Annotated in this window: 21 protein-coding genes; 10 read left to right on the top strand and 11 right to left on the bottom strand. The window is 37.9% G+C overall.

Annotated elements, in window-relative coordinates:
* Positions 1-43 precede the first annotated feature (43 nt).
* Positions 44-1933, top strand: a complete 1890-nt coding sequence (locus CH362_RS03615) for a ComEC/Rec2 family competence protein (RefSeq protein ID WP_100708954.1) — start codon at positions 44-46, stop codon at positions 1931-1933.
* The gene (rsmA, locus tag CH362_RS03610) at positions 1905-2783 is read left to right on the top strand and encodes a 16S rRNA (adenine(1518)-N(6)/adenine(1519)-N(6))-dimethyltransferase RsmA (protein ID WP_165780223.1); all 879 of its coding nucleotides are present in this window, start codon (positions 1905-1907) and stop codon (positions 2781-2783) included. The genes CH362_RS03615 and rsmA overlap by 29 nt, the downstream gene beginning before the upstream one ends.
* A 37-nt stretch (positions 2784-2820) precedes the next feature.
* Here rsmA and rsgA read toward each other — a convergent pair whose 3' ends face one another.
* The 4 genes from rsgA to CH362_RS03590 form a co-directional block, all read right to left on the bottom strand.
* The gene (gene rsgA / locus CH362_RS03605) at positions 2821-3948 is read right to left on the bottom strand and encodes a ribosome small subunit-dependent GTPase A (protein ID WP_100708952.1); all 1128 of its coding nucleotides are present in this window, start codon (positions 3946-3948) and stop codon (positions 2821-2823) included.
* A 180-nt stretch (positions 3949-4128) separates the two neighbouring features.
* A complete protein-coding gene (locus tag CH362_RS03600; RefSeq protein WP_100708951.1) occupies positions 4129-5652 on the bottom strand; it encodes an HDOD domain-containing protein in 1524 nt (507 codons plus the stop codon).
* An 85-nt stretch (positions 5653-5737) separates the two neighbouring features.
* A complete protein-coding gene (locus tag CH362_RS03595) occupies positions 5738-6553 on the bottom strand; it encodes an ABC transporter permease (protein WP_100708950.1) in 816 nt (271 codons plus the stop codon).
* Positions 6550-7467 carry an ABC transporter ATP-binding protein gene (locus CH362_RS03590; RefSeq protein ID WP_100708949.1) on the bottom strand — a complete coding sequence of 306 codons (918 nt, stop codon included), beginning with the start codon at positions 7465-7467 and terminating at the stop codon, positions 6550-6552. The genes CH362_RS03595 and CH362_RS03590 overlap by 4 nt, the downstream gene beginning before the upstream one ends.
* Positions 7468-7566: 99 nt before the next feature.
* Here CH362_RS03590 and sixA point away from each other — a divergent pair, with 99 nt between their 5' ends.
* Positions 7567-8049 (top strand): phosphohistidine phosphatase SixA, encoded by a 483-nt coding sequence (sixA, locus tag CH362_RS03585; RefSeq protein WP_100708948.1) that lies wholly within the window; start codon positions 7567-7569, stop codon positions 8047-8049.
* Between the two features lie 41 nt (positions 8050-8090).
* Here sixA and CH362_RS03580 read toward each other — a convergent pair whose 3' ends face one another.
* Both CH362_RS03580 and CH362_RS03575 read right to left on the bottom strand, forming a co-directional pair.
* Entirely contained in the window at positions 8091-8921 is an 831-nt protein-coding gene (locus tag CH362_RS03580) for a penicillin-binding transpeptidase domain-containing protein (protein WP_100708947.1), read from the bottom strand.
* A 34-nt stretch (positions 8922-8955) separates the two neighbouring features.
* Positions 8956-9213 carry an LIMLP_16025 family protein gene (locus CH362_RS03575; RefSeq protein ID WP_100705174.1) on the bottom strand — a complete coding sequence of 86 codons (258 nt, stop codon included), beginning with the start codon at positions 9211-9213 and terminating at the stop codon, positions 8956-8958.
* A gap of 121 nt (positions 9214-9334) precedes the next feature.
* Here CH362_RS03575 and CH362_RS03570 point away from each other — a divergent pair, with 121 nt between their 5' ends.
* Positions 9335-10375 (top strand): SMP-30/gluconolactonase/LRE family protein, encoded by a 1041-nt coding sequence (locus tag CH362_RS03570; protein WP_100708946.1) that lies wholly within the window; start codon positions 9335-9337, stop codon positions 10373-10375.
* Positions 10376-10410: 35 nt separating this feature from the next.
* Positions 10411-10908: an acyl-CoA thioesterase gene (locus CH362_RS03565; RefSeq protein WP_100708945.1), complete on the top strand. Its 498-nt coding sequence runs from the start codon at positions 10411-10413 to the stop codon at positions 10906-10908.
* Here the strand turns inward: CH362_RS03565 and CH362_RS03560 are convergent, their stop codons facing one another.
* The 3 genes from CH362_RS03560 to CH362_RS03550 form a co-directional block, all read right to left on the bottom strand.
* Positions 10909-12405, bottom strand: coding sequence for an ArnT family glycosyltransferase (locus CH362_RS03560; protein ID WP_100708944.1), 1497 nt, complete (start codon positions 12403-12405; stop codon positions 10909-10911).
* 22 nt (positions 12406-12427) lie between these two features.
* Positions 12428-12763 (bottom strand): STAS domain-containing protein, encoded by a 336-nt coding sequence (locus CH362_RS03555; protein ID WP_020769420.1) that lies wholly within the window; start codon positions 12761-12763, stop codon positions 12428-12430.
* Between the two features lie 180 nt (positions 12764-12943).
* A complete protein-coding gene (locus CH362_RS03550; RefSeq protein ID WP_100708943.1) occupies positions 12944-13528 on the bottom strand; it encodes a tyrosine-type recombinase/integrase in 585 nt (194 codons plus the stop codon).
* A gap of 223 nt (positions 13529-13751) precedes the next feature.
* Between CH362_RS03550 and CH362_RS03540 the strand changes: the two genes are divergently transcribed.
* Positions 13752-14795 (top strand): alpha/beta hydrolase, encoded by a 1044-nt coding sequence (locus tag CH362_RS03540; RefSeq protein WP_100708941.1) that lies wholly within the window; start codon positions 13752-13754, stop codon positions 14793-14795.
* Position 14796: 1 nt separating this feature from the next.
* Here CH362_RS03540 and CH362_RS03535 read toward each other — a convergent pair whose 3' ends face one another.
* Positions 14797-17172 (bottom strand): ATP-binding protein, encoded by a 2376-nt coding sequence (locus tag CH362_RS03535; protein WP_244280464.1) that lies wholly within the window; start codon positions 17170-17172, stop codon positions 14797-14799.
* A 296-nt stretch (positions 17173-17468) separates the two neighbouring features.
* Positions 17469-17900, bottom strand: a complete 432-nt coding sequence (locus CH362_RS03525; protein WP_100708938.1) for an SET domain-containing protein — start codon at positions 17898-17900, stop codon at positions 17469-17471.
* A 173-nt stretch (positions 17901-18073) separates the two neighbouring features.
* On the opposite strand from CH362_RS03525, the gene CH362_RS03520 reads away from it, so the two are divergent.
* From CH362_RS03520 to CH362_RS03505, 4 genes are all read left to right on the top strand, one after another.
* On the top strand, positions 18074-18559 hold the full coding sequence (locus CH362_RS03520; protein ID WP_100708937.1) for an RNA pyrophosphohydrolase: 486 nt from the start codon (positions 18074-18076) through the stop codon (positions 18557-18559).
* Positions 18556-18984, top strand: a complete 429-nt coding sequence (locus CH362_RS03515; RefSeq protein WP_100708936.1) for a globin domain-containing protein — start codon at positions 18556-18558, stop codon at positions 18982-18984. Before CH362_RS03520 ends, CH362_RS03515 begins: the two co-directional genes overlap by 4 nt.
* A 35-nt stretch (positions 18985-19019) precedes the next feature.
* Positions 19020-19307: an acylphosphatase gene (locus tag CH362_RS03510; RefSeq protein WP_008595830.1), complete on the top strand. Its 288-nt coding sequence runs from the start codon at positions 19020-19022 to the stop codon at positions 19305-19307.
* Positions 19308-19390: 83 nt separating this feature from the next.
* Complete coding sequence (locus tag CH362_RS03505) at positions 19391-20515, top strand: TolB-like translocation protein (RefSeq protein ID WP_100708935.1); 1125 nt, start codon at positions 19391-19393, stop codon at positions 20513-20515.
* Positions 20516-20522: the final 7 nt, after the last annotated feature.

Here is a 20522-nt window from a genome sequence, read left to right as displayed (position 1 = left end):
AGAATTCCGCACACAATTCAAATTCTCCAAAACAGGTATTCGTATGGGCGAATACTTGGAACAAAACTACCAGGACTGGATTCCCTCCTCCTTATTTTCCTATCTTGTCCTAGGGCTTCTATCCACCTTATTTTTAGATACTTTTTTTCCAGACCTGGTCTTAGCCTGGGGCGCAATACATTCAATTAATATAATACTATTCTCGAGTTTATTCTTTGGCAAAAAGATCCCGTGTCTTTCTTGGGGAGTGATCCTATTTTTTGTTCTGGCAATTTGTGGTTATACAAAAAGATCCGCCCCTCTTTTAGAAAAATCCAGTACTTGGAAAAAAGAATTCTCCCAAAAGATCAATCAAGTCTTGGACAAAGCAAAGATAGAAGGTAGAGCCAGAGAAATTTCTATAGGTTTAGTTTTAGGAGACGCAAAAGGTTTAGATAAAGAATTCAAAAAGAATGCTAAAGAAGGAGGAATTTTACATTTATTCGCCGCCTCCGGCTTACACCTCGGGATTTTAATAGGATGTATGTTCGCTGTATTAAAACGAATTCCTTTCTTAGGATATTATATTCCGAGAATACTTCCTGTATTATTTGGACTATTGTATTTAGCATGTTTAGGTTTTCCAATTTCACTTGCGAGGGCTTGGATATTTTCTGCGTGGATACTTTTACAATCTTTGTTTTTCAGAAAATCTAAACCGGCAGATCTATTAATCGCTTCTGCTGGAATAGTTTATATTTGGGATCCTGTTCGTTCTTTTGGAGTCTCATTTTTACTTTCTTTTGGAGCGGTTTCGGGCATTTTACTTTTGCTCCCTTGTTTTCAAAAATGTCTCCCTCCGGCAGCAGAAGATAAAACGATCTTAACTAGATTTATTGGATTTTGGAGAGAAAATCTTTTAGTTTCCTTGTCCGCGGGAATAGGCACTTTACCTTCTTTAATTTATTATTTTGGTAGTTATAGTTTCGGATCTTTAGGCTTAAATCTGATCTTAGTTCCGATCTGCGGGATCTTACTTCCTTTATTATATTTTTCTTTAGTATTGGAAACAATATGTCTTTCCTTATTTGCCCGACCCATCTGGCAGATCGTTTTATTTCTTTTGGAAATACTAGAAAAAACAACTCTCTATTGGGGAGAATCAGATTGGAATTGGATACATTATTATAGAGGTAATACAAAATTTTTCGGATTAGGAATTTGGTTTTTATTCCTAATCTTTTTATTTCTTTGGAAATTACTCCCTTCTGGCAAAATAGAAAATTCCATATTAGATCTTTCTAATTCGGTAAAGGATAAAACTAACAAAGTAGCGCTCTCCAAAAAGATCTGGATCCTCGGATTTTGTATTTGCTGCGGTTTCCAATTTCTATTAGCAAATTCTTCCACTTGGATTAGGCTTCCGGATGTATTTTTCGGAGATCGATTCACCTTCTTTCTCCAAGAAAAGAACAGATTGGTTCTAGCAGGAAGATGTAAGTATAGTTCTAAAATTCTATATAAGTCTTTGGGAAAAGATCCGGAAAGATTCTGTGGAAATTCAAAAACCTTAAATGAGATCTACATCGAACACGAATCCTGTCTGGATTGGATTTCTGAATGTTTGAAAAGAAATCAAAATCTATCCCTGAAATACGGAGGGAAAGAAAAACCGAAGATTGCTGGTTTTGAAAAATGGACCTTAACTCCTAAATTAGTAGAATTTCATTTGCCAGATCCTGGCCAAAAACTGATCCGATTTGATATTGGAAAAGATTCACTTCTCCTATTAACAAACAGAACAAAAAGCGGAGAAGGGATCATACTGCTCCTTCCAAGATTTGGGATGAAAGAAGATCCGAGAGAATGGAATCGATTTAGAAAACAGCTTGGAATCGCTCCCGGTTGGAAGTTTATTGGAAGTGATGAGCTCCCCGGAATACCCGTTTTATAAACCAAATGTGATCCGGGAATTTTTATCCGAAAGATCTTCGGCTCCTCTTAAAAAATGGGGGCAAAACTTTCTAATAGATCCAAACGCTGTGAAAACTTTGTTTTCCAGTGCGGGACCAGAACTTCTACAAAAATCAGAACTTATCTTGGAAATCGGTCCAGGTCTTGGGGCACTTTCTCATATACTTTACGGACTCGGCAAAAAGCTAAGATTGTACGAGATAGATCCAGTATATTATAAATGGCTAAATGAATTCCTTCCGGGAACAGAGATCATTTTAGGAGATGCAAGAGACACATTATCAGATCAGGAAAAGAATTCCTGCTTTTTATTCGGTAACCTGCCTTATTATATCACTTCTGAACTTATACTTCTTTCTTTGGAAAAACTCCCAAATTTACAAGGAGCAGTTTTTTTAGTCCAAAAAGAATTCGCCCAAAGGATTACTAAGGAAATTTCTTCTCTTTCAATTTATGCAGGAGCTTATGGAAAATTCCAGAGCAAAAAAACAATCAAGGCTGGATGTTTTTATCCTTCTCCAAATGTGGATTCAAGTGTACTTACATTTATTTCAAACAAAAGATTTTCTAAAAAGGAATCCTACCAAGTTTTAGAAATTTTATGTAGAACCTTATTTTGGGGAAAAAGAAAAAAGATAGGTTCTTCTATCAAAGAAGCTCCATTAGACTCTTTTTATCCGAACGGCCTTCCTCTTCCAATCTCCGAAGAAAATTTAAGATCTAAATTAAAAGAATGTATAGAATCTGCAGGAATTTCCTTAGACAAAAGGCCTGAAGAATTAAACGCAGAAGATTTTTACAAGATTATAGATCGTTTTCCGATCAATTAAAAGAGCAGAGGAGAATCTCCCCTGCTCTTCTCAAAAACTAACGATATCTTTCTCGGTCTCGTTGTTGTTGCATTCTTTTTTGTTCTTTGTGGATAGATTTCCACTTTGCTTTTTGTTCTCTGAATTCAACTGAATTTGGAGAGCTCAAGTTCGCAGTCCTTTCCAATTCTCTTTTGAGTTTCAAATAACTTTTGAATCTTTCTTCCGAAATTTTTCCTGAGTCGATCGCAAGTTTTACTCCACAATCAGGCTCACTGATATGGGAACAATCTTGGAATCTACAATTAGAAGCTTCTTCGAAAATTTCAGGAAAGGTCTCTTCCAGACCAGAACCGTCGGACCAAAGTTGGATCTCCCTCATACCTGGAGTGTCCAAGATCCAAGCACCGGAATCCAAACGGAACATCCATCTATTCGTGGTGGTATGTCTTCCTTTTGAATCTGATTCTCTAACTTCGTTTACTGATCTAATTCTTTCTCCGATCAATAAATTGAGAAGAGAAGATTTGCCGACTCCGGAAGATCCTATAAAAGCAGAAGTGGATCCGTCTTTCCAAAACATTTCCAGTTCTTCCAAACCTTCTCGTCTATGATTGGAAACGGAGAATACTTCTACACCAGGACAAGATTTTCGAACGATCTCGATCTTCTCCCTTAGTTCTTCTTCTTTTTCCAAATACAAATCTTTCTTAGTAAGTACAACTACTGGTGTTGCCTTACTCTCCCAGATCTGTATTAAAGTCCTCTCCAATCTTCGAGGTTGGAAGTCTCCATCCAAACCTTGCAAAAGAAAAATTCGATCCATGTTTGCGCAGATCGGATCCGGCTTTAAAGTTTCTCCTTTGGTTTTTCTTACGAGTAAACTTCTTCTAGGAAGAACCTTGTGGATTAGATATTCTTCTCCGCTTAGTTTTGTGACGAGCACCCAATCCCCTGCGACAGGAAGATCCAAACTAGAATCTGCATTAAAGCGAAGTGCACCAGTCAGTGTTCCGGTACCTTCTTCTTTTATACTTCCTAATTCTAGACGAAACTCTTGTCCTTGTTCTCCGATAATCCTTGCAGAGATCGGGTCTGAGACACCTAGGTCCTCTGAAATTTTGATAAATTCTTTTTCTCTATCCGCATCCCATACGGATAAATTCAAAGATGGTTTTTGATCCATTTATTTTGCCCAAACCTATAAAAGTATAGGTAGTCAATCAGACTATTTCATGTAACTCCCTCGTGATACGAGGGTCCTTTGAGGAAAAGGTTGTAAACAATCAGGCAATCATATGCAAACTTAAGTTTTAGACTCTCGGGCTTATATAGAGTTGTAAAGTTTTTTTTGAGAAGAAAACGGTCAGGTAGAATGTTTCTGGAAGGCTTTATATTCTTCTATAACCTTCTTACCGAACTCCAACCATTCTTCGTCTTTTTTAAAACCGAAATGTTGAAGCACTTCCCAGTGGATCGCCGCAGGATCCGCTTTTCCATCCAGACAATCTATGATCCAATCAGATAAATAGACCGCAAATACAACGTCTCTGGATTCTTTTTTAGCCATCAAAGGTCTATGATGGTATTCTGCAGCAACCTTGATCGTATCTGAAAAATTCCATTTTTCACAGATCATACCTCCTAAAGAAGTATGGGTGATACCAAGTGCAGCTTCTTCCAACCCAAGGGTAGAAGGTAAAAGTTTTTTGCCGGAGATATCGGTTAACTTTTCGATTGTATCTCCTTCGAGAGATAATAAAAGTACAAGTCCTATATTATGAAGAAGAGCGGCACAAACCAAATTGGTAAGGAATGTTTTCTTCCAGCCCATTTTTTCTCCGAGCCTTCTGCAAATATAAGCAGAGAGACTGGACATTTCCCAGATATGCTCGAACTCTTTGTATCTTTCTTCCAAAATTTTCTTAGTTCCAAGACTCAAAAGAATATTATTTAATTCTGATAGACCAATCAATTTGATCGCGTCATCTAAAGTTTCTACTTTTCTTCCTTGTGCAAAAGAAGCAGAGTTTGCTAGTTTTAAAATATTGGTAGATAAGGAAACGTCTCTTCCAACTTGTTCCGTGATCTGTTGGATAGAAGAATCGGGTTTATTGATCAGGCTCATGATCTGATTCAAGTTTTCCGGGAATGTAGGAAGTTTATCTATCTCTGCTATAATTTCAACGGTACGTTGGTAAGAAATATTTCTATGTTTGAAGTCCAACGGAATTTTTATATAAGCCGAAGTGATACCACCTTCTGCCTTTAATTTATAAGAATCAGCGGTAATCCCTTCATTCTTTAACATCAGAAGAGACATTGCAAGTCCAAGACCCGCACCTTCCGTATCGTCTGCGTGGTCCGCAAAAACCTCGCCCAGGTCATTATACTCTTTACTCTTGCCGATCCGATTCTCTACACGTTTTAATTCTTCTGCAATGATAGGAGCGTTATTGGAGACCCTCATCAGAAAGCTAGTCCGATTGAAAGCAAGAGTGATCAAACAATGGAATTTAACTTTTTCCAACAAGGCAGCATATCGTTCCTTGTCCTTGATCATTTCCTTTTTGAAATTCGCCATCCCTCTTACATAATCATCAGGATTGGAAATGTTCAGATTGTTTTCGGCAAAAAAGATACGTTTGGAATTTGCCTTAACGGCGTTCATCGCGCTTTCTCTTAAGATAGAAAAAACGGATTCTTTCAGGGTGATCGCATCCAAATAGACAAGGTACCTATCCAAAAGAACGCTGATTAGTTTATCCACACTTTTGTTCAAAGTGGTAAACCGAATATAGAGAGGATTTAGCTTTTCAATGCGTTCGTTTACGTTACGAACGCTCAGATAGTATCCTTCCTTTTCGAAATGGTACCAGTTTATATTCATTTTCGCTCGGCGGAAGGGCCTGCTATATCCTACTGCTGAGCAGGTTTTGTCAACCCTAGATTAAATTCCCCGAATCCCTTAGGGCCTAAATCTCCTTGTGTCGAGTGGTCAACCAAAGTGTAGATTTTAAAATTACGATCCATGCTCCTACTTGGACGAAAGAATAAGGTCCGTAGAAATTTTTAGGATCAGCCTTCCCCAAAAAAAGCGCGAAAGAATGATAAAAAACAGTCCCGACCTGGGGAAGAACCCAGTAGATCGTTTTTAGAACGAATTTTTTGACATCGCCCGCCTCTGCTGACATATCAATGTTTTGGTTATAGGCTACAAAATCCAAAATACAGCTGAAAAGTATAAGACCTAGAGAGCTTACGATCGCGAGAGATTGGTTCGAGAATAGAGTCACCAAAAGAACCAATAGAACAAAAAATGAATAAACCAACATCATAGTTCCCTGATACCAAAGAAATTCCCAAGGAATTTCCAAAGAGAACCAAGAGCTGATCCCGAAAGCCAAAAGCACAAACATCACTACACAAATTAGCAATGCGAGTCCTTTACTTCCTACATAAGCGAACGGATCCACTGGACGACTTAACCATAAAGTATGGACCTGAGAGTCCATGTCTTGGCGGAGAAGGTCCGAAGTTAGGATCACTAGAAATACTAAACTCCAAAAAGAAGTCAGGATAAAATACATATAAGAAGAAACACCGTGACTGGTCTCTCCTCCTACAGAAGTAGTACAGGTCCATTCTCCCAATAGGAAAAAGCCAAGCAGAGAAAAATAAAAGAATATTGCCTTACGCCTGATAATTTGGACAAACGTTAGCCGAAGCAGAGTTCCTATTTGCTGAAAAGCGGAGGATATAAAAAATTTGAAATCAGTTTGAGAGCTCAATTTGATCCTCCATTCTCGGTACCTTGAGTAAGCCTGAAGAATACATCTTCTAAAGATTCAGTTTTTCTTTCGTAGAGGAAAATTTCTGCACCCTTCTCCACTAAAATTGCGGGAAGTTTTTTTAGATCCACATCCGGTTTAGGACGAATTTCCCAAGTCTTCCCATCTTTTTTATGTTCCAAAGAGATCTCTTCCAGATAGGATTCAGGAGCAGATTCCAAACGAATACGTATCCTATCCTTTCCTTGTTTTAATTCGTCCAACTTACCCTGAGCCATTAGATTTCCTTTATGAAGGATCCCAATCTCAGTACAAATTTGTTCCACTTCTAATAAACGATGAGAGTTGATTAGAATAGTGACTCCTCTCTTCTTATTCTCCTCTAAAATTAATTCTCGAAATTCTTTATAACCTGCAGGATCTAAACCTGTACCGGGCTCATCTAAAAGTAAAAGTTCAGGTTCTGCGCCAAGTGCATTTGCAAGCCCCAATCTTTGTAACATTCCCTTGGAGTAAGTGGAAATTTTTCGATCAGCAGCTTCTGCCAATCCCAACTTTTCGAGGAATTCATTACTTTTCTTTTTTGCGATGGAAGAAGGTACCAATGCAAGTTTGAAACTTGCTTCTAAAAATTCTCTCCCACTCAAATAAGTAGGGACAGCCATTCTTTCTGGAAGATAACCTATTTTAGTTCTAGCAAGTGGAGAAGGTTCCAAACCTAAAACTTTGCAGTAACCTTCGGTCTGTTTGGAGAACCCAAGTAGGATGCGAACCAAGGTAGTTTTACCGGCTCCATTCTGACCGAGTAGACCAAAAATCCCACCTTGCGGAATTTTCAGATCAATTCCTTGTAATGCTTTTACTTTCGGATAAAATTTGCGTAGGTGCTCTATTTCAATTGCAAATTGAGGCATTCAAAAATCCTTAGACCAGGTGCCGGAAACGATAGTTCCATTGCTTCTCGAAGCAATCCTTTTTATTAGAACACGTATCCACAATTTTACATTTATTCTATGAAGATTATCATAGCCAGACATGGGGAAGCCGATCCCAATTCAGAAGACGGCAAAGATTCATCTAGGGTCCTTACTCCTAAAGGAATCACCGATATAGAAAAGATGGCTCGGTTTTTTCAAACCGGTTTCAAGATCAAAAAGATCTATCATAGCCCTTATGTTCGCACAAAGGCCACAGCGGAAATTTATTCTAAAATCCTAAAACCAGAATTAGAAACTGAATCTGCAGAATACCTTCTTCCCGGCGAAGATTACTTTCGGATCTGTCCTCTTCTTAAAGATAATTCAAACTCGGATGCGATCCTATTAGTGGGTCATAGCCCTGATGTGAGTGTGTTTGCAGAAACTCTTTTGGGAATTTCAGGAGTAGGAAAATCTTTTCTATTCACTCCTGGTTCTGCGCTTGCAGTGAATATTCCCCGCGAAAAATTCCAAGGAGGACAGATCATTTGGTTTGTATCTCCTGATTTTCTTTGCTGATCTTTTCACACTGAAGCCGAAGAAACTATTTTTAATCCTGTTCATTCCAAACTCGGAACCTTGCATCCTGCTAATTCATAAAATCTAATGATTGTTCCTGTTCTGGATCCAGATTTGTTTCTATTTAAGATGGTATAAATTATATAATCGTTTTCAGATTTGACCAAGGCACCTTGGAACCAAAAACTTCCTTCCCAAGAACCGGTCTTTCCATACACGTTAGCCGATTTTTCCGGACATTCAGACCAGAAAAGAGTCTTTTTCCATTCTTCTATAAGATCTTTAGGTAATCCGTAACCATTTTCAAAAATTTTGGACCAAGAAGAATGTACACTCTTAGGAGTTAATCTAATCCTTCCCCCATGCTTTAAACCTGTAAGATCGATCCACCAATCTTGAACTTTAAGATCCGATTTATAATTTTCTAAATAACCGATCTTATGCAAGGTAAGATCCAATTTTTCCTTTCCTAATTTTGGAAAAACTTTTTCAAAATAATCATTCGAAGAATAAAACAATGCGTCTCTTAAATCCAAAAGTCTAGGAGAATTAGGAATATGTTTATCTGCACATTCTATCTTTTCTTTTGGATCGATAATATTATTCTCTAATAAAGACAAAACCAAATATGTTTTAAAGGTAGAAGCAGGAGAATATTCCCTTTTTAGAAAATCAGCGTTTCCATAAACCTTTTCTGATCTGGGTTTACCTGAACTTACCTCAGTCACAAGGATCAATTCTTCTGAGTTAGTCGTTATGGTCTTTGGAGAAAAATTTTGGGAATTTAATGGAGTGAAAAGAAAGAGAGAAGAGAGTTGAAAGAGTAAAAAGCGGCCTAGAGCTGAATTTTTTCCCTCTGAAAATCGAAACATGATCGTTTCCTATTCGAGGGGAAAAATCCGCCCATCATTTCTTTAAAAATTGTTTTAAGATATTCTCACGAATTTCTTCAATTTTAACGATTCCCCAAGCCAGAGGAACTTTGAATTTCAACGCATTATCGCTCAGGTCTTTTTCTCCCTGTGCTTTTAATTCGTCGAATCTCTGCTCCACCTTCTCCTTTCCGTCGTTTAAGTCCTGGAGAAGTTTATCGAAAATCTCTTTCGAAGTCTGGACGGCCCCAATTCCGGCATTGATTATATCGTTTAGTTTTTGGTTGTCCATGCCTTGCTATTCCTTTTTAACTCCATTTTTATGCACTGCACAAAAATTGCAAGAATAAAATTCCCACTCGGGCCTTGAATCTGATTGCCAGTGCCGGATTTAAGGCAGATCTTGGGACCCCATGCGAGTTTCCATTCTACCCTTAGTATTCGCCGTTTTAGGCCTATTTTTCAGTAATTGTTCCGGAGATATCAAAGATATCCCATTAAAAGGCTGCTCCAAGATTTCAGGAATGCCCGGCCCGGAAGATTTAGCCATCGATAGAGAGGCAGGATTACTGTATGTATCTTCCCACGAAAGAAGGATCAAGGACCAAGAAGGAAAGATCTACTTTTTGGATCTGAACTCTTCTACACTCGAACCAAAACTACTGGAAACAGAATATCCTAAAAATTTCAGACCTCATGGGATGAGTCTTTTAAACCAAAATGGAAAGTACAGGCTATATGTGATCTCTCATATCACTTTATACAAAGAACATTCTATAGAAGTTTTTGAAAGAACGGAAAAACCTTCCGCAAAAGCAAAGGCTGGAAAATGGAAACATATCCAAACTCTACAAGATCCTTTGGTTACAAGTCCTAATGATCTGTCAGTCGCTTCTGAAAATGAAATTTTTGTTTCTAATGATCATGGAGAAGGAGGATTTATGCTCTATCTATTCCATGATCTTTTCAGAATGAAACGTTCTGAGATCGCTTACTACGACGGAAAGTCTTGGTCTTCTCTGGGCAATTCAATCTCTTTGGGGAATGGGATCCTTTATGTAAAAAGACCGGATGGAAAAGAAGTTTTATATAGATCTGCGTTTAACGAAGGTACTGTTTTAAAATTCGATATCAAAAGAGAGAACGGTAAAATCGTATTAGGAGAACCTAAATCGATCCTACTCGGAAGTGGACCGGACAATCTGGAAATAGACGAAAAAGGAACGATCTTTACTGTAACTCACCCGTCTGTAATGAAATTCCTAAAACATGCAAGCAACGGAGAAGCTCATTCTCCTACCAAGATATTTACGATTTCTCCGGACGATTCTATTAGAGAAATTTTTTCTAACTCTGGTGAATTGATCTCTGCAGGAAGTACTGCACTTTCGTATAAGGAAAGAGTTTATATCGCTCAAGTATTCAACGATTTTATTCTGCAATGCCAATTATAAGAACGTAATACTAGGGTTGTTAGTCTAAACCATAGATGTCGGAAGAAATTGTAAAAACACCAAAACAATCCGCAGTGGAAACCAGGCATATAGTTATGCCCGACCATACCAATCATTATGGAACCCTCTTCGGAGGGACCTTAATGTCTTGGATAGACTCGATCGCCGTAATGGTCGCCCAAAGACATTGTGGAAGGGAAGCAGTTACTGCAAGTGTAGATAAACTGAATTTTCTGGAACCGATTTCTTTGGGGGATCATGTAATCTTAAAGGCTTCTGCAAATTATGCAGGAAGATCATCTATGGAGATCGGTGTCCAAGTCTCTAAAGAAAATCCTTATACAGGGATAGTAACTCGGGCAACAACTGCGTATCTCACATTCGTTGCATTGGATGAGAATAAGAAGCCCTGCCCAATTCCTAAAATAAAACCAGAAACGGAAACAGAGACAAGAAGATACGAAAACGCGATCTTGAGACAAGAGGCAAATCGAAACCTTGTTAAAAAGATCAAGGATAACGGAAAAGTTTAATTATCTTCTGCGATATACTTCAGCTTCTACATTTGCTACTTTTCTAAGTGTAGAAGGTTCTGCAGTAATTTTGAATTTTCTGAACTTGGAAGAATTCTCTTCTAAATAAGACTGAACGAATTCATTTCTTTTCTGGCGATCCGAAAATACGAATGTATCGATTGAATCTAGGGACTGGATAAAATCTTCTTTCGGAATAGGAAGTTCTCCAGGAATAAATTCAAGAACCTTTAGATTCGGATATTCTTTTCGAATATGGAAATAAGGATCAGGAATCGCCTGCAGATACAGTTTTTTAGAACCCTTTAATTCCGGCCCTAAAACCTCGTAAAATCTATCTTTCAGATCGAATTCAGGATTTCCAAAACCTATTCTTTTATAAGCATTCACTAAAATTGCAATATTTGAAAATACTAATATAGCTGCGATAAATTGTACCCTTCTACTTCTGATCCTTTCGAAAAAGAATCCTCCGAGAGCAGACAAAGGGATACACAAATACATTACATAATAATATTCAGTGGATAAGATCAAAAAGAATAGGATAGAAACTGTCCAAACAGAGAAGAAGAACGCAGACTTAGGTTTATCTTTAATTTCTCCTCTTACAACCCAAAGTCCGTAAGCTAATGCAAGATAAAAGAATAATCTGAGTCCTGGAGATTCATATCCACCCAATAGAACTTTGATCTTTGTAATTGGTGAGAAAGATTGGAATAAATCTTTTTTACGTCCGAACTGCGCACCGAATTGATAGAAAAAAATTCCCCAATCTGGATGGATCCAAATTCCCCAAGCAAGTATTGGCAATGCACCACCCAACCAAAACATCCATACCTTCCATGCTTTTGCCTGGTGGATCAAAAGTAATGCAGGCACCCCAAAAATTGCGCCGAATGGATGTGACAAAAATGAGATCCCTAAAAAGAATCCGGATAAGAATGCCTCGTATTGTTGGAGAGGAATTTCTCCCTTCCATTTTGCTTTTCTTGCAAGTACTAGTAAAGATAGAAGTGCCCAAAACAAACAAAGCGCTTCCATTCTTGCAGTCCAACCAACTCTTAGGAACAATAGATCAGTGAATAAAAGTAAAGAAGCGCCCAGTCTTGCGATTGGAGAATAATCGAATGTTTTCAGTATAAACCAAAATATCCAGATACTCGCAATAGATAAGATCGCAGCGAATAATCTTAGGACTTCGAGACCTTCTCCCAAAAATTTTAGAACCCAACCATTTAATAAAAAGAAAACTGGAGGCATCCAAAGTGTTTTGGTCTCCATTCCTTTTACTAAACCGTCAAGCACATCAGTGCGGAAGAGTCCGTTCTTTGCAAAATCTAAGGAAGGAGAATAGAATAAAACCTCGTCAGGCCATACAGGTGGGAACTCCAACCCGGAGATCCTAAATATTAAAAGTGAAAGTATGGATAAAAAGAAAAGACCGATGAGTCCGTAAATTTCGGAAGATCGGTCTTCTGTGCTAGCGGGGGAACCCATGATACAAAGTGCCCCCGGCTGATTATTTTAAGGTAGCTAATGCTTCTTGTTCGGTTTCGTAGACTTCGAAAAGATCCAGCAATTCCACAACGTCGAAAACTTTTTTAACGTTAGGTGTGATATTACAAAGTTTGAGTTTTCGATTCTGCTTTTCTAGTTCCCGGACCATTCCTACAAAGATCCTGATCCCGGAAGAAGATATATAAGAAATATTTTGCAAGTTAATAACGATATCACCAGTTCCAGCTTGGACATCGTCTAGAAGTTTTGCTTCTACCTCGTCCGAATGTGTGATATCCAGCCTGCCATCTAATTGAACTAGGGTGTGTTTCCCTACTTTTTTCGTTTTAATTTCCAAGCTAGGCTCCGAGCGACGATCCATAAGATCATATTCCGACAAAGAAAATTTCCTTTTTTAGTTACAAAAGGGGAACGGAAAGTTCGCCGTAGACTAAAATAGTGAGGAAATGGGGTTTTACAAGAATTTTTTCCCATCTCATCTATTCTCCTCTAGTTGGAAAATCCTAAATTTTGAATATTATGCCGCTGATCCGTTAATTTCCTCCAATGGAAATTTTTTGAGCGAAGCCTGCTTAGGTTTCTGCCCAAGCAAATCTTTCAGGGATTTTTGGGAAGAAAGCCCCAACTGTTCTTGGATACTTTCCAGGTCCCAGCCAGCTTCGATCAGGTGAGAAGCTAAACTTCTCCTCAATCTAAAAACTGAAATTGTCAGACCCGTCATTTCTTCTAGCTTAGAAAACATTTTTTGAACAGTCCTGGGACGAAGTTTGCCCATTCTGCCAGAAAACAAAAAATCATCTCCCTGTTTGCCCTGAGAAATAAACCAAAGATCCCTCCGTAAAGAATATGGAATGGAAGGATTTCTGGGGTTTAAGGTTTGGGAATGATGGATCAATATTTTATGATGGGACCAATCCAAATCTTCCACCTTTAGGGAGACCAATTCGGAAAGCTGGAGTCCGAAAGAATATAACATCCTAAACCAAAGGTAATGATTTTCGTGAGTCCTGGATGCGTTTAGAAGCAGCCGAATTTCTTCCTTGCTTAAGGCCGGATTGTCCTCAGGCAGAATTTTGGTTCTGTTTCCTTTTTCTTTTTTCATTCGAATACCCTAATGTGATCATGTGAATTTTTTTCTCGGAGAATGGGATTCGTGAAAATGTCTGCAAAGTAGAATTTGCTAATTCGATCGATTGATTTGCGGAATAGTGGTTACCAGAGGGCCAGTTGATGATCCATCGGAACTTGGATTCTCCATTCCACGACATTTCAAATCGTCATAAAATTGTTATCCGATCTTAACGAGTTCGGGTTTGGATACAAATATGAAATATTTCTGGAAGGCTGCCAAGTTTGCCCTTCATTGCCAATTACCTACTCCTCCTAAAGTCTCAGAACAAGAGATAACAATTAGAACGGATAAATTTGAAATTCCTGCGATTCTTTACACTCCGAAAGGAAAATCCTGCGGAACCATTTTGGCAGTAAATGGCTTAGCTTATTTAGGAAATAAAGACCCAAGATTCGCAGCAGTTTGTAAATCTGCTGCAGCAGTAGGATACACTGTTATTTCTCCTTTGATGGTAGAAGTTACTCAGTTCCGAATTAAAAAAGAGACAGTAGAAAAAATAAAAGAACTTATACTTCATATCTCTTCCAATAAAGAATATTGTCAGGACCAAAAACTTTCTTATATTGCTCCTTCCTTTTCTGGAAGTATGGGACTCATTGCTGCTTCTGATCCTGAAGTTGGAAAAAAGATCTCTTCCATTCTTACAATTGGTGCTTATTGTGATGTTCAATCCACTTTGGATTATGTGATGACTTCTGACGAGGGAGACGAATACGGAAGAATGATCCTTCTTTATAATTTCGTAAGGTTCGCTCTCAAATCTGATAACCAAGAGTTGGAATTTGCTTTAAAGGCATGCGTTTTAGATGGAAGTTTTTCCAGAGAAACTTTGGAACTTCCTACTGTTTTAGAAAATATCAGCGCTGAAAACAAAGAAGTATTCTTAAAACTTAGAGAAGATAAAAGTTTCAGAGAAAAAATCTGGAAAGAGATCGTAGCAAATGCAGGATCTCAAAGTTCATTCTTACAAGAATTACAAGTAAAAGATAAACTTCATCTTTTAGATTGCCATGTTTCTATCGTTCATGGTTTAGGAGACAATGTAGTTCCTGCAAAAGAAGCTATGATCTTAAAAGAAAATCTTCCTAACAAAAAATCCAACTTGGTGCTAACACCTTTGATCTCTCATGGTGATGTTGGAATTTCTTTGGCTCAGTTACCTGCGATCTATGATTTAGTGCAGGGTTTTGCATTTTTCTTTAAGAATGCAAATGTGAAAGAAAAGAAAGCAGCCTAATCTAAAAACTTTTCGTGTAAAAGAATTCGATCAGGTCCCTAATCTTATAGGGTTTCTCTAGAAGATCGTTAATTCCAAGTGCGGAAAGTTTTTCCTTAATTTCCTTTCCGAAATCTGTTCCAGAGACAAAAATTTTCAGTTCTGGACATTCTTTCTTGATTGTTTCCAAAAATCCCAAAGAAGAAAGATTTTCGAAATCCAGATCTACCACTGTTAAAACTGTATTTGATTTAAACTTATTTAATATTTCTTGAGCCTTTTTAGCGCTATCTGCACTGATCAATCTGAAACCTAAAGCCAACATTTGGTCTTGCAAGATCTCAGACAAGTAAGGTGATTCTTCCACTATTAACATAATGCCGGTAGAAGTTTGAGAAACTTTTCCTGAACTTTCTATCAATTGAGAAGTTCTGGTTTTTGCTACTGGGAAGAATAATCGAATACTCGTGCCCATTCCTAATTGGGAACTTACCTGCACCATTCCTTCATGGTTTTGCATGATCCCATAGACCATGGACATTCCTAGTCCACTTCCTTGTGTTTTGGTTTTTGTAGTGAAAAATGGTTCGAAGATCCTTTTTCGAGTCTCTTCACTCATTCCTTCTCCATTATCTGAAATTTCTATACAAAGATATTCTGCTGGTTCTGAAAGTGGAAAAGATTCTCTAATATTGGCGCCTTGTACTCCAAATGCACGTATAGAGATCTCTCCTCCGTCAGGAAGTGCATCTCTTGCATTTAGACAAAGATTGATAAGCACCTGCTCCAGCTGTGAATAATCTCCCAATATTGTAGGAAGTCCTTCTTTACATTCTTTAATAAATTTAATTTTTTCAGAGAATGTAGGAACTAATAGATCTACCGTTTCATTTATCAATTGATCTGCAAAGATCGTCTTGAATCCGCCTCCTCCTTTTCTAGCTAAGGAAAGAAGTCTCCGAACTATAATTGCACCTCTCGCTGCAGCAGCATTAATCGAACGGGACATGTCCGTAAGTGAAGCGAATTTGGAAGATTCCAATTGTATTCTGGTCGCGTATCCGGAAATGATTTGTAGAATATTATTAAAATCGTGAGCGATCCCTCCCGCTAATGTCCCGATCGTTTCTAATTTTTTGGATTCTATTAGCTGATTTTCTAACTTACGACGAAGAGTATCATCCAATAGATATCCTCTGATAGAATCTATACTTCCTGATTTAGTAAATGTAGCGAAATAATTTCCAGTCGTATGGATAGGAAGTCCATTCTTGTCTTGAAAAAATTCTTCGTGAGTTCCCAATGTCGAACTGATCTGTATTTTTTGTAAGAAGAACGAATAATCATCATAAGAAGGAAAAAGATCTGCAAAGTTCTTGAGAGAAACTTCTGTTTGTGTTTCGAGTCCGAACATCTTCAGAAAAGAAGAATTGGCAGCTAAAATATTTCCGGAACTATCTGTGATAAAATTTGCAGAAAGGTTTTCTTCGAAAAATTTTCGGTATTGTTCTCGGCTTTGTAGAAGTTTACCTTCTATCCTTCTTCTTTTTTGTAACTCTTTTCTGGAATCGCTCGTTGCCCTTCCTGTGATCAAAGCAACCACGCATAAGATCCCCAAGTTTACTAAAAAGATAAGTTCTTTATCGTCTTTAAACCATTGGTAATGTTCTGACCGGCCAAATAATACAGGAAATACCAAGGTGACTATCTGCACCCAAATATTTGCGGTAAGGGCCATTGTGATACCATATCTTAATGCGGCCCAAAGAACGAATAACGCAAATACGAACCAATATTCTAAAGTAGGGATAATTGCACCGAAAACTCCGCAGAGTAAAAATACAGAGATAATTTCTGCGATCTTTCTTGGTTTTAGATTTTTAAGCCTGCTTCTGTCCCAGCTTGTTTCTCTATTTTCCCAGGCGCCTTCTGTTCTTGCCCACCCCTTAAGCTCCATCCAAGGAGTTACCCATAATAAGATCGGAACTGAAACGCTTAATGTGTCGAATAACGTGGCGCTCATTCCCTGCAAAGAAGATACGAGCAACTTATCCTGAGAAAGATCTCCGAATAAGACGAGACCTTCTGCCACTAAAAACCCATTACATATTGCCGCGGGGAAGGCTACCCAAAGTAAAAATCGTACTGTTTCTCTTAGATCAGGTATCCAAACTTTTCCCTTTCTCCATTTAATAAAAAAGAACCAAGAAATTCCCACTGCCAGAACTTCCCAAAGAGAATAGATAGGATATTTATCTACATCATGAAGTCCCCAGAGATTAGCATTGAACAATGCGTTTGCATAAAGAGCGGGTAATGTACGTGCCGGTCCCCACCAAAAACATAAAACGATACCGATAGGAATGGGAAGATAAGATATGGAGATACCGGTATCCACTTGGAAGGCTAAGGATGCCTTGGAAGCGAAATGAAACAGTATTAACGGAAGGATCCAAGTCCAATAAGGTAATGCCTTATTTTCTAAATAGGGAGTTCTTCCGCCGTTCTTTATGTCGGATATTAAATTCAGAACCGGCTCCCAGGTTCCAATATTCCTTATTGTTTAAACGGAATCCACTCTTTGCGGGAAATAGGGATAAAATTAATGGAAGATCCCTGAAACTTTTTGTTTCCTATGGGAAAAAAACTGTGTTATTCGTTGTTAAACGATCGTTGATAGCGTAAAAGCAGAACTTAGTTCTGCTCAACAGGAGAGATGTCTATATGGATCCAATACTCGTCTCCATAATCGAAGAATAACTCTTCGCCTGCTTTTATCTTACGCATTGCTTCGAATCTTGCAGTCTTCCAACGAGTAGATACTACTAATTTTACATTTGGTTTAGAGCTATGATTGATATAACGAGTGTAGTTGGACTCTTTACCTTCTCCGTAGATCCAATGATCTTTACAGATCCAAAGTAAATATTTAGACTCACAGTATTTAGATGAGTTAGCAGACTTGTCGTTAAGTACTCTGCCGGTATAAAATCCGACAGTATCACCTTTAACCAAGTCTTGCTTGGAGAATAGTCCCATTCCAATTCCGGGTATCTCGGATTCCCTAATTTCGAAATCCTTTTCTGAAAATACTAGAGGTCTGCGAATTTTATATCTGACCGACATCGTTAGAAACACATCCTCCAAAAGGAATCGGAATATTAATCCAAAGAATCTTATGGCCTCTCTTTGTCCATCCTCAATTGATTTATCATATTTTTCTACTAAACGCGTATTACTTTAGGTCCATTTTTTTTATAGGCTTGTCTGTCGAATATATGATGTAAATCTCTACTTAGATGGACAAACCTTATAGAAAGAACGTAGGAATGGTAGTCTTCAACTCTAAAGGAGAGGTTTTAGTAGGAGAAAGACTGAATTTTAAAGGCTCTTGGCAGTTTCCTCAAGGTGGAATAGATGATGGAGAAGATCCTAACTCAGCCGCTCAAAGAGAACTTTTAGAAGAAGTAGGCATCCAAGACGCTAAGATCATATATGAATATCCTAGTTGGATCAATTATGATTTTCCTGAATCCTTACATTTAAGCTCTAATCTAAAGAAGTATAGAGGCCAAACCCAAAAATGGTATCTTCTATACTGGAATGGTAAAACAGAAGACTGCAATCTAACGGCTCATGAGCAAGAGTTTGAGAGAGTTAGATTCATTCCATTTCAAGAATGCCTGTCGACCGTGGTCCCATTTAAAAAAGATGTGTACCAAAAATTAGTCCAAGAGTTCGAACCTAAGATCTTAGATTTTATGAAGAATGGATCTTCTACATGAGTGCAACATTTTATACTCCTGCAGGAGGACCTCCTCCCCCAAGTCCTCGTCTCAGAGAATTATTCTCAAAGGTTGGAGAAAATTCAATTAGGGAACTTGTTTCTGTTTTCTATGATCAAATAGCTATCAGCGAAATTCGTGGAATGTTTCCAGAAGATCTAGAAGAGAGCAAAGTAAAGTCAGCTGACTTTATGGTTCAAGTTCTAGGAGGTCCGCCCTATTATGTTCAAAAATATGGGCCTCCAAAAATGAGAGCTCGACATCTTCCATTTCCAATCGACGAAAAAGCTAGAAGGTCTTGGCTTTCCTGTTACCGCAAAGCGATAAAGGATTGGGAAGCAGACGAAGAATCTAAAGAGATACTTTGGCAGTTTTTGCAGGATTTCTCCTCCTGGATGGTAAATAAGGCTTCTTCTCAAGAATGAGGGAGTATAATTTAGCTGTGGGAGTTACAACGTGAATGGCTGCAAAAAACGAATCTAGAGCAAAAATTAGGATCCGAGGAACCGTACAAGGAGTTGGTTTTAGATATTTTGTGCTACAAAGAGCACAAGAATGCCGACTGAAAGGTTACACTATGAATCTTCCTACTGGCGAAGTAGAAGTTGTAGTTGAAGGAGACAAAGTTTTTATCGAAGATTTATACAAAGCAGTTCAAAGAGGACCTTCTAAAGCAAAAGTAACGGAAGCCACAATCCAATGGGAAGATGCTAAAGGTACGTTTAGGACTTTCGAGATAAAACGCTGATCTAATATCCCTTTGGGAAATCGATCCGGGCCGATCGGATAAATTTTACTGACGAAACCTGGATTTTTTCGGAGAATGACTGTATGCGAGCGAAGGATACATATAAAAATAAATTTCTGAACCTTGCTCTCCTCCGAATTCTCGGATCTATCTTCATCATAACTATCTTACAAAACCCGATCTTCTCAGTCACTCCTACTCCTGTTTCTTTTATGAGTCCTGTGTATGCAGTTCAAGAAGACAAAGGTATCTTAAGACTTATCTCTATTTCCTCTATTAATGGAAAAACTGGACTTGTTTATACAGGAACCCAAGAAAAAGGGATCCCTGTTTTTAGAAAACAGAACTATATTCTTTTTAAAACTTCTAAAGATCTTAATTTATTAAATCTAGCGAACTCTAAAGTTAAAACAATCCATGGAACAAGAGATGCATTTCCAGGGAATAGTGGATTTTTGAAAGATAAATCCATCGTGATCTTCTCCAGAAAAAATGCAGATCGATGGGAAACCGTTTTATACGATTATGAAAAGGAGAAGGAGATAAAATCTCTTCCAGGTTACCAACCTTATGTTTCTCCCGATCAAAAAAATATAGTATTGATTGGTAACGAAGTTCGTTACTCTGAACATGGAGAAGATTCTCTAAGAGTTCCAATTCATAAATATTCTCTCGAAACTTCCGAATTAAAAACTTTAGCTTGGATAGAAAGTGGGAAATTACAGATCACTGATGTATATACAATTGCAGAAGATCTGGTTTTAGTACGTGTAGCAACAGAGAAGGAAAACAGACTTTATAAACTTCCTTCTTTAACCGGAGAACTAGTCAAGTTCTCAGATCCGTTTTATCCTTTTCCGATAAATCCTCAGTCCAAAGAGCCAAGAGAGAATAAAGAACAAGTTAATATCAGTTTCAGTCCTGATGGAAAAGTTTTGTCCTTCACTGAAAGAGCGGACGGAAAATTGGGGAATATCGTAGTTGTAGATCTAAAAACAAAACAAAGATACGATTCTTCTTTTGTAGGTTGTTTTCCTGTGATTAAAAACGGATCCGTTTACTTTTTAGGAGATCCTGAATTAGTAAAACAATCCAAGGACCAAGAATACAGACCTTATAATAATTATACTCTATATGAATTAGATTATAAAAAAGATAAGATCCGCTCTATTACTCCAATCTCCGGAAAAGTAGAACTTCTAGAATAAGTCCTAC

The sequence above is a fragment of the Leptospira saintgironsiae genome (genome assembly GCF_002811765.1).
Classification (GTDB): Bacteria; Spirochaetota; Leptospiria; order Leptospirales; family Leptospiraceae; genus Leptospira_B; species Leptospira_B saintgironsiae.
The sequence above is the reverse complement of the archived record's forward strand: the minus strand, read 5'-3'. Positions and strand labels throughout refer to the sequence as shown.

Bases quoted from the DNA above. Each gene is read 5' to 3' on its own strand.
- CH362_RS03615 (WP_100708954.1), top strand. From the start codon at position 44: ATGGGCGAATACTTGGAACAAAACTACCAGGACTGGATTCCCTCCTCC.
- rsmA (WP_165780223.1), top strand. From the start codon at position 1,905: ATGAGCTCCCCGGAATACCCGTTTTATAAACCAAATGTGATCCGGGAA.
- rsgA (WP_100708952.1), bottom strand. From the start codon at position 3,948: ATGGATCAAAAACCATCTTTGAATTTATCCGTATGGGATGCGGATAGA.
- CH362_RS03600 (WP_100708951.1), bottom strand. From the start codon at position 5,652: ATGAATATAAACTGGTACCATTTCGAAAAGGAAGGATACTATCTGAGC.
- CH362_RS03590 (WP_100708949.1), bottom strand. From the start codon at position 7,467: ATGCCTCAATTTGCAATTGAAATAGAGCACCTACGCAAATTTTATCCG.
- sixA (WP_100708948.1), top strand. From the start codon at position 7,567: ATGAAGATTATCATAGCCAGACATGGGGAAGCCGATCCCAATTCAGAA.
- CH362_RS03580 (WP_100708947.1), bottom strand. From the start codon at position 8,921: ATGTTTCGATTTTCAGAGGGAAAAAATTCAGCTCTAGGCCGCTTTTTA.
- CH362_RS03575 (WP_100705174.1), bottom strand. From the start codon at position 9,213: ATGGACAACCAAAAACTAAACGATATAATCAATGCCGGAATTGGGGCC.
- CH362_RS03570 (WP_100708946.1), top strand. From the start codon at position 9,335: ATGCGAGTTTCCATTCTACCCTTAGTATTCGCCGTTTTAGGCCTATTT.
- CH362_RS03565 (WP_100708945.1), top strand. From the start codon at position 10,411: ATGTCGGAAGAAATTGTAAAAACACCAAAACAATCCGCAGTGGAAACC.
- CH362_RS03560 (WP_100708944.1), bottom strand. From the start codon at position 12,405: ATGGGTTCCCCCGCTAGCACAGAAGACCGATCTTCCGAAATTTACGGA.
- CH362_RS03550 (WP_100708943.1), bottom strand. From the start codon at position 13,528: ATGAAAAAAGAAAAAGGAAACAGAACCAAAATTCTGCCTGAGGACAAT.
- CH362_RS03540 (WP_100708941.1), top strand. From the start codon at position 13,752: ATGAAATATTTCTGGAAGGCTGCCAAGTTTGCCCTTCATTGCCAATTA.
- CH362_RS03525 (WP_100708938.1), bottom strand. From the start codon at position 17,900: ATGTCGGTCAGATATAAAATTCGCAGACCTCTAGTATTTTCAGAAAAG.
- CH362_RS03520 (WP_100708937.1), top strand. From the start codon at position 18,074: ATGGACAAACCTTATAGAAAGAACGTAGGAATGGTAGTCTTCAACTCT.
- CH362_RS03515 (WP_100708936.1), top strand. From the start codon at position 18,556: ATGAGTGCAACATTTTATACTCCTGCAGGAGGACCTCCTCCCCCAAGT.
- CH362_RS03510 (WP_008595830.1), top strand. From the start codon at position 19,020: ATGGCTGCAAAAAACGAATCTAGAGCAAAAATTAGGATCCGAGGAACC.
- CH362_RS03505 (WP_100708935.1), top strand. From the start codon at position 19,391: ATGCGAGCGAAGGATACATATAAAAATAAATTTCTGAACCTTGCTCTC.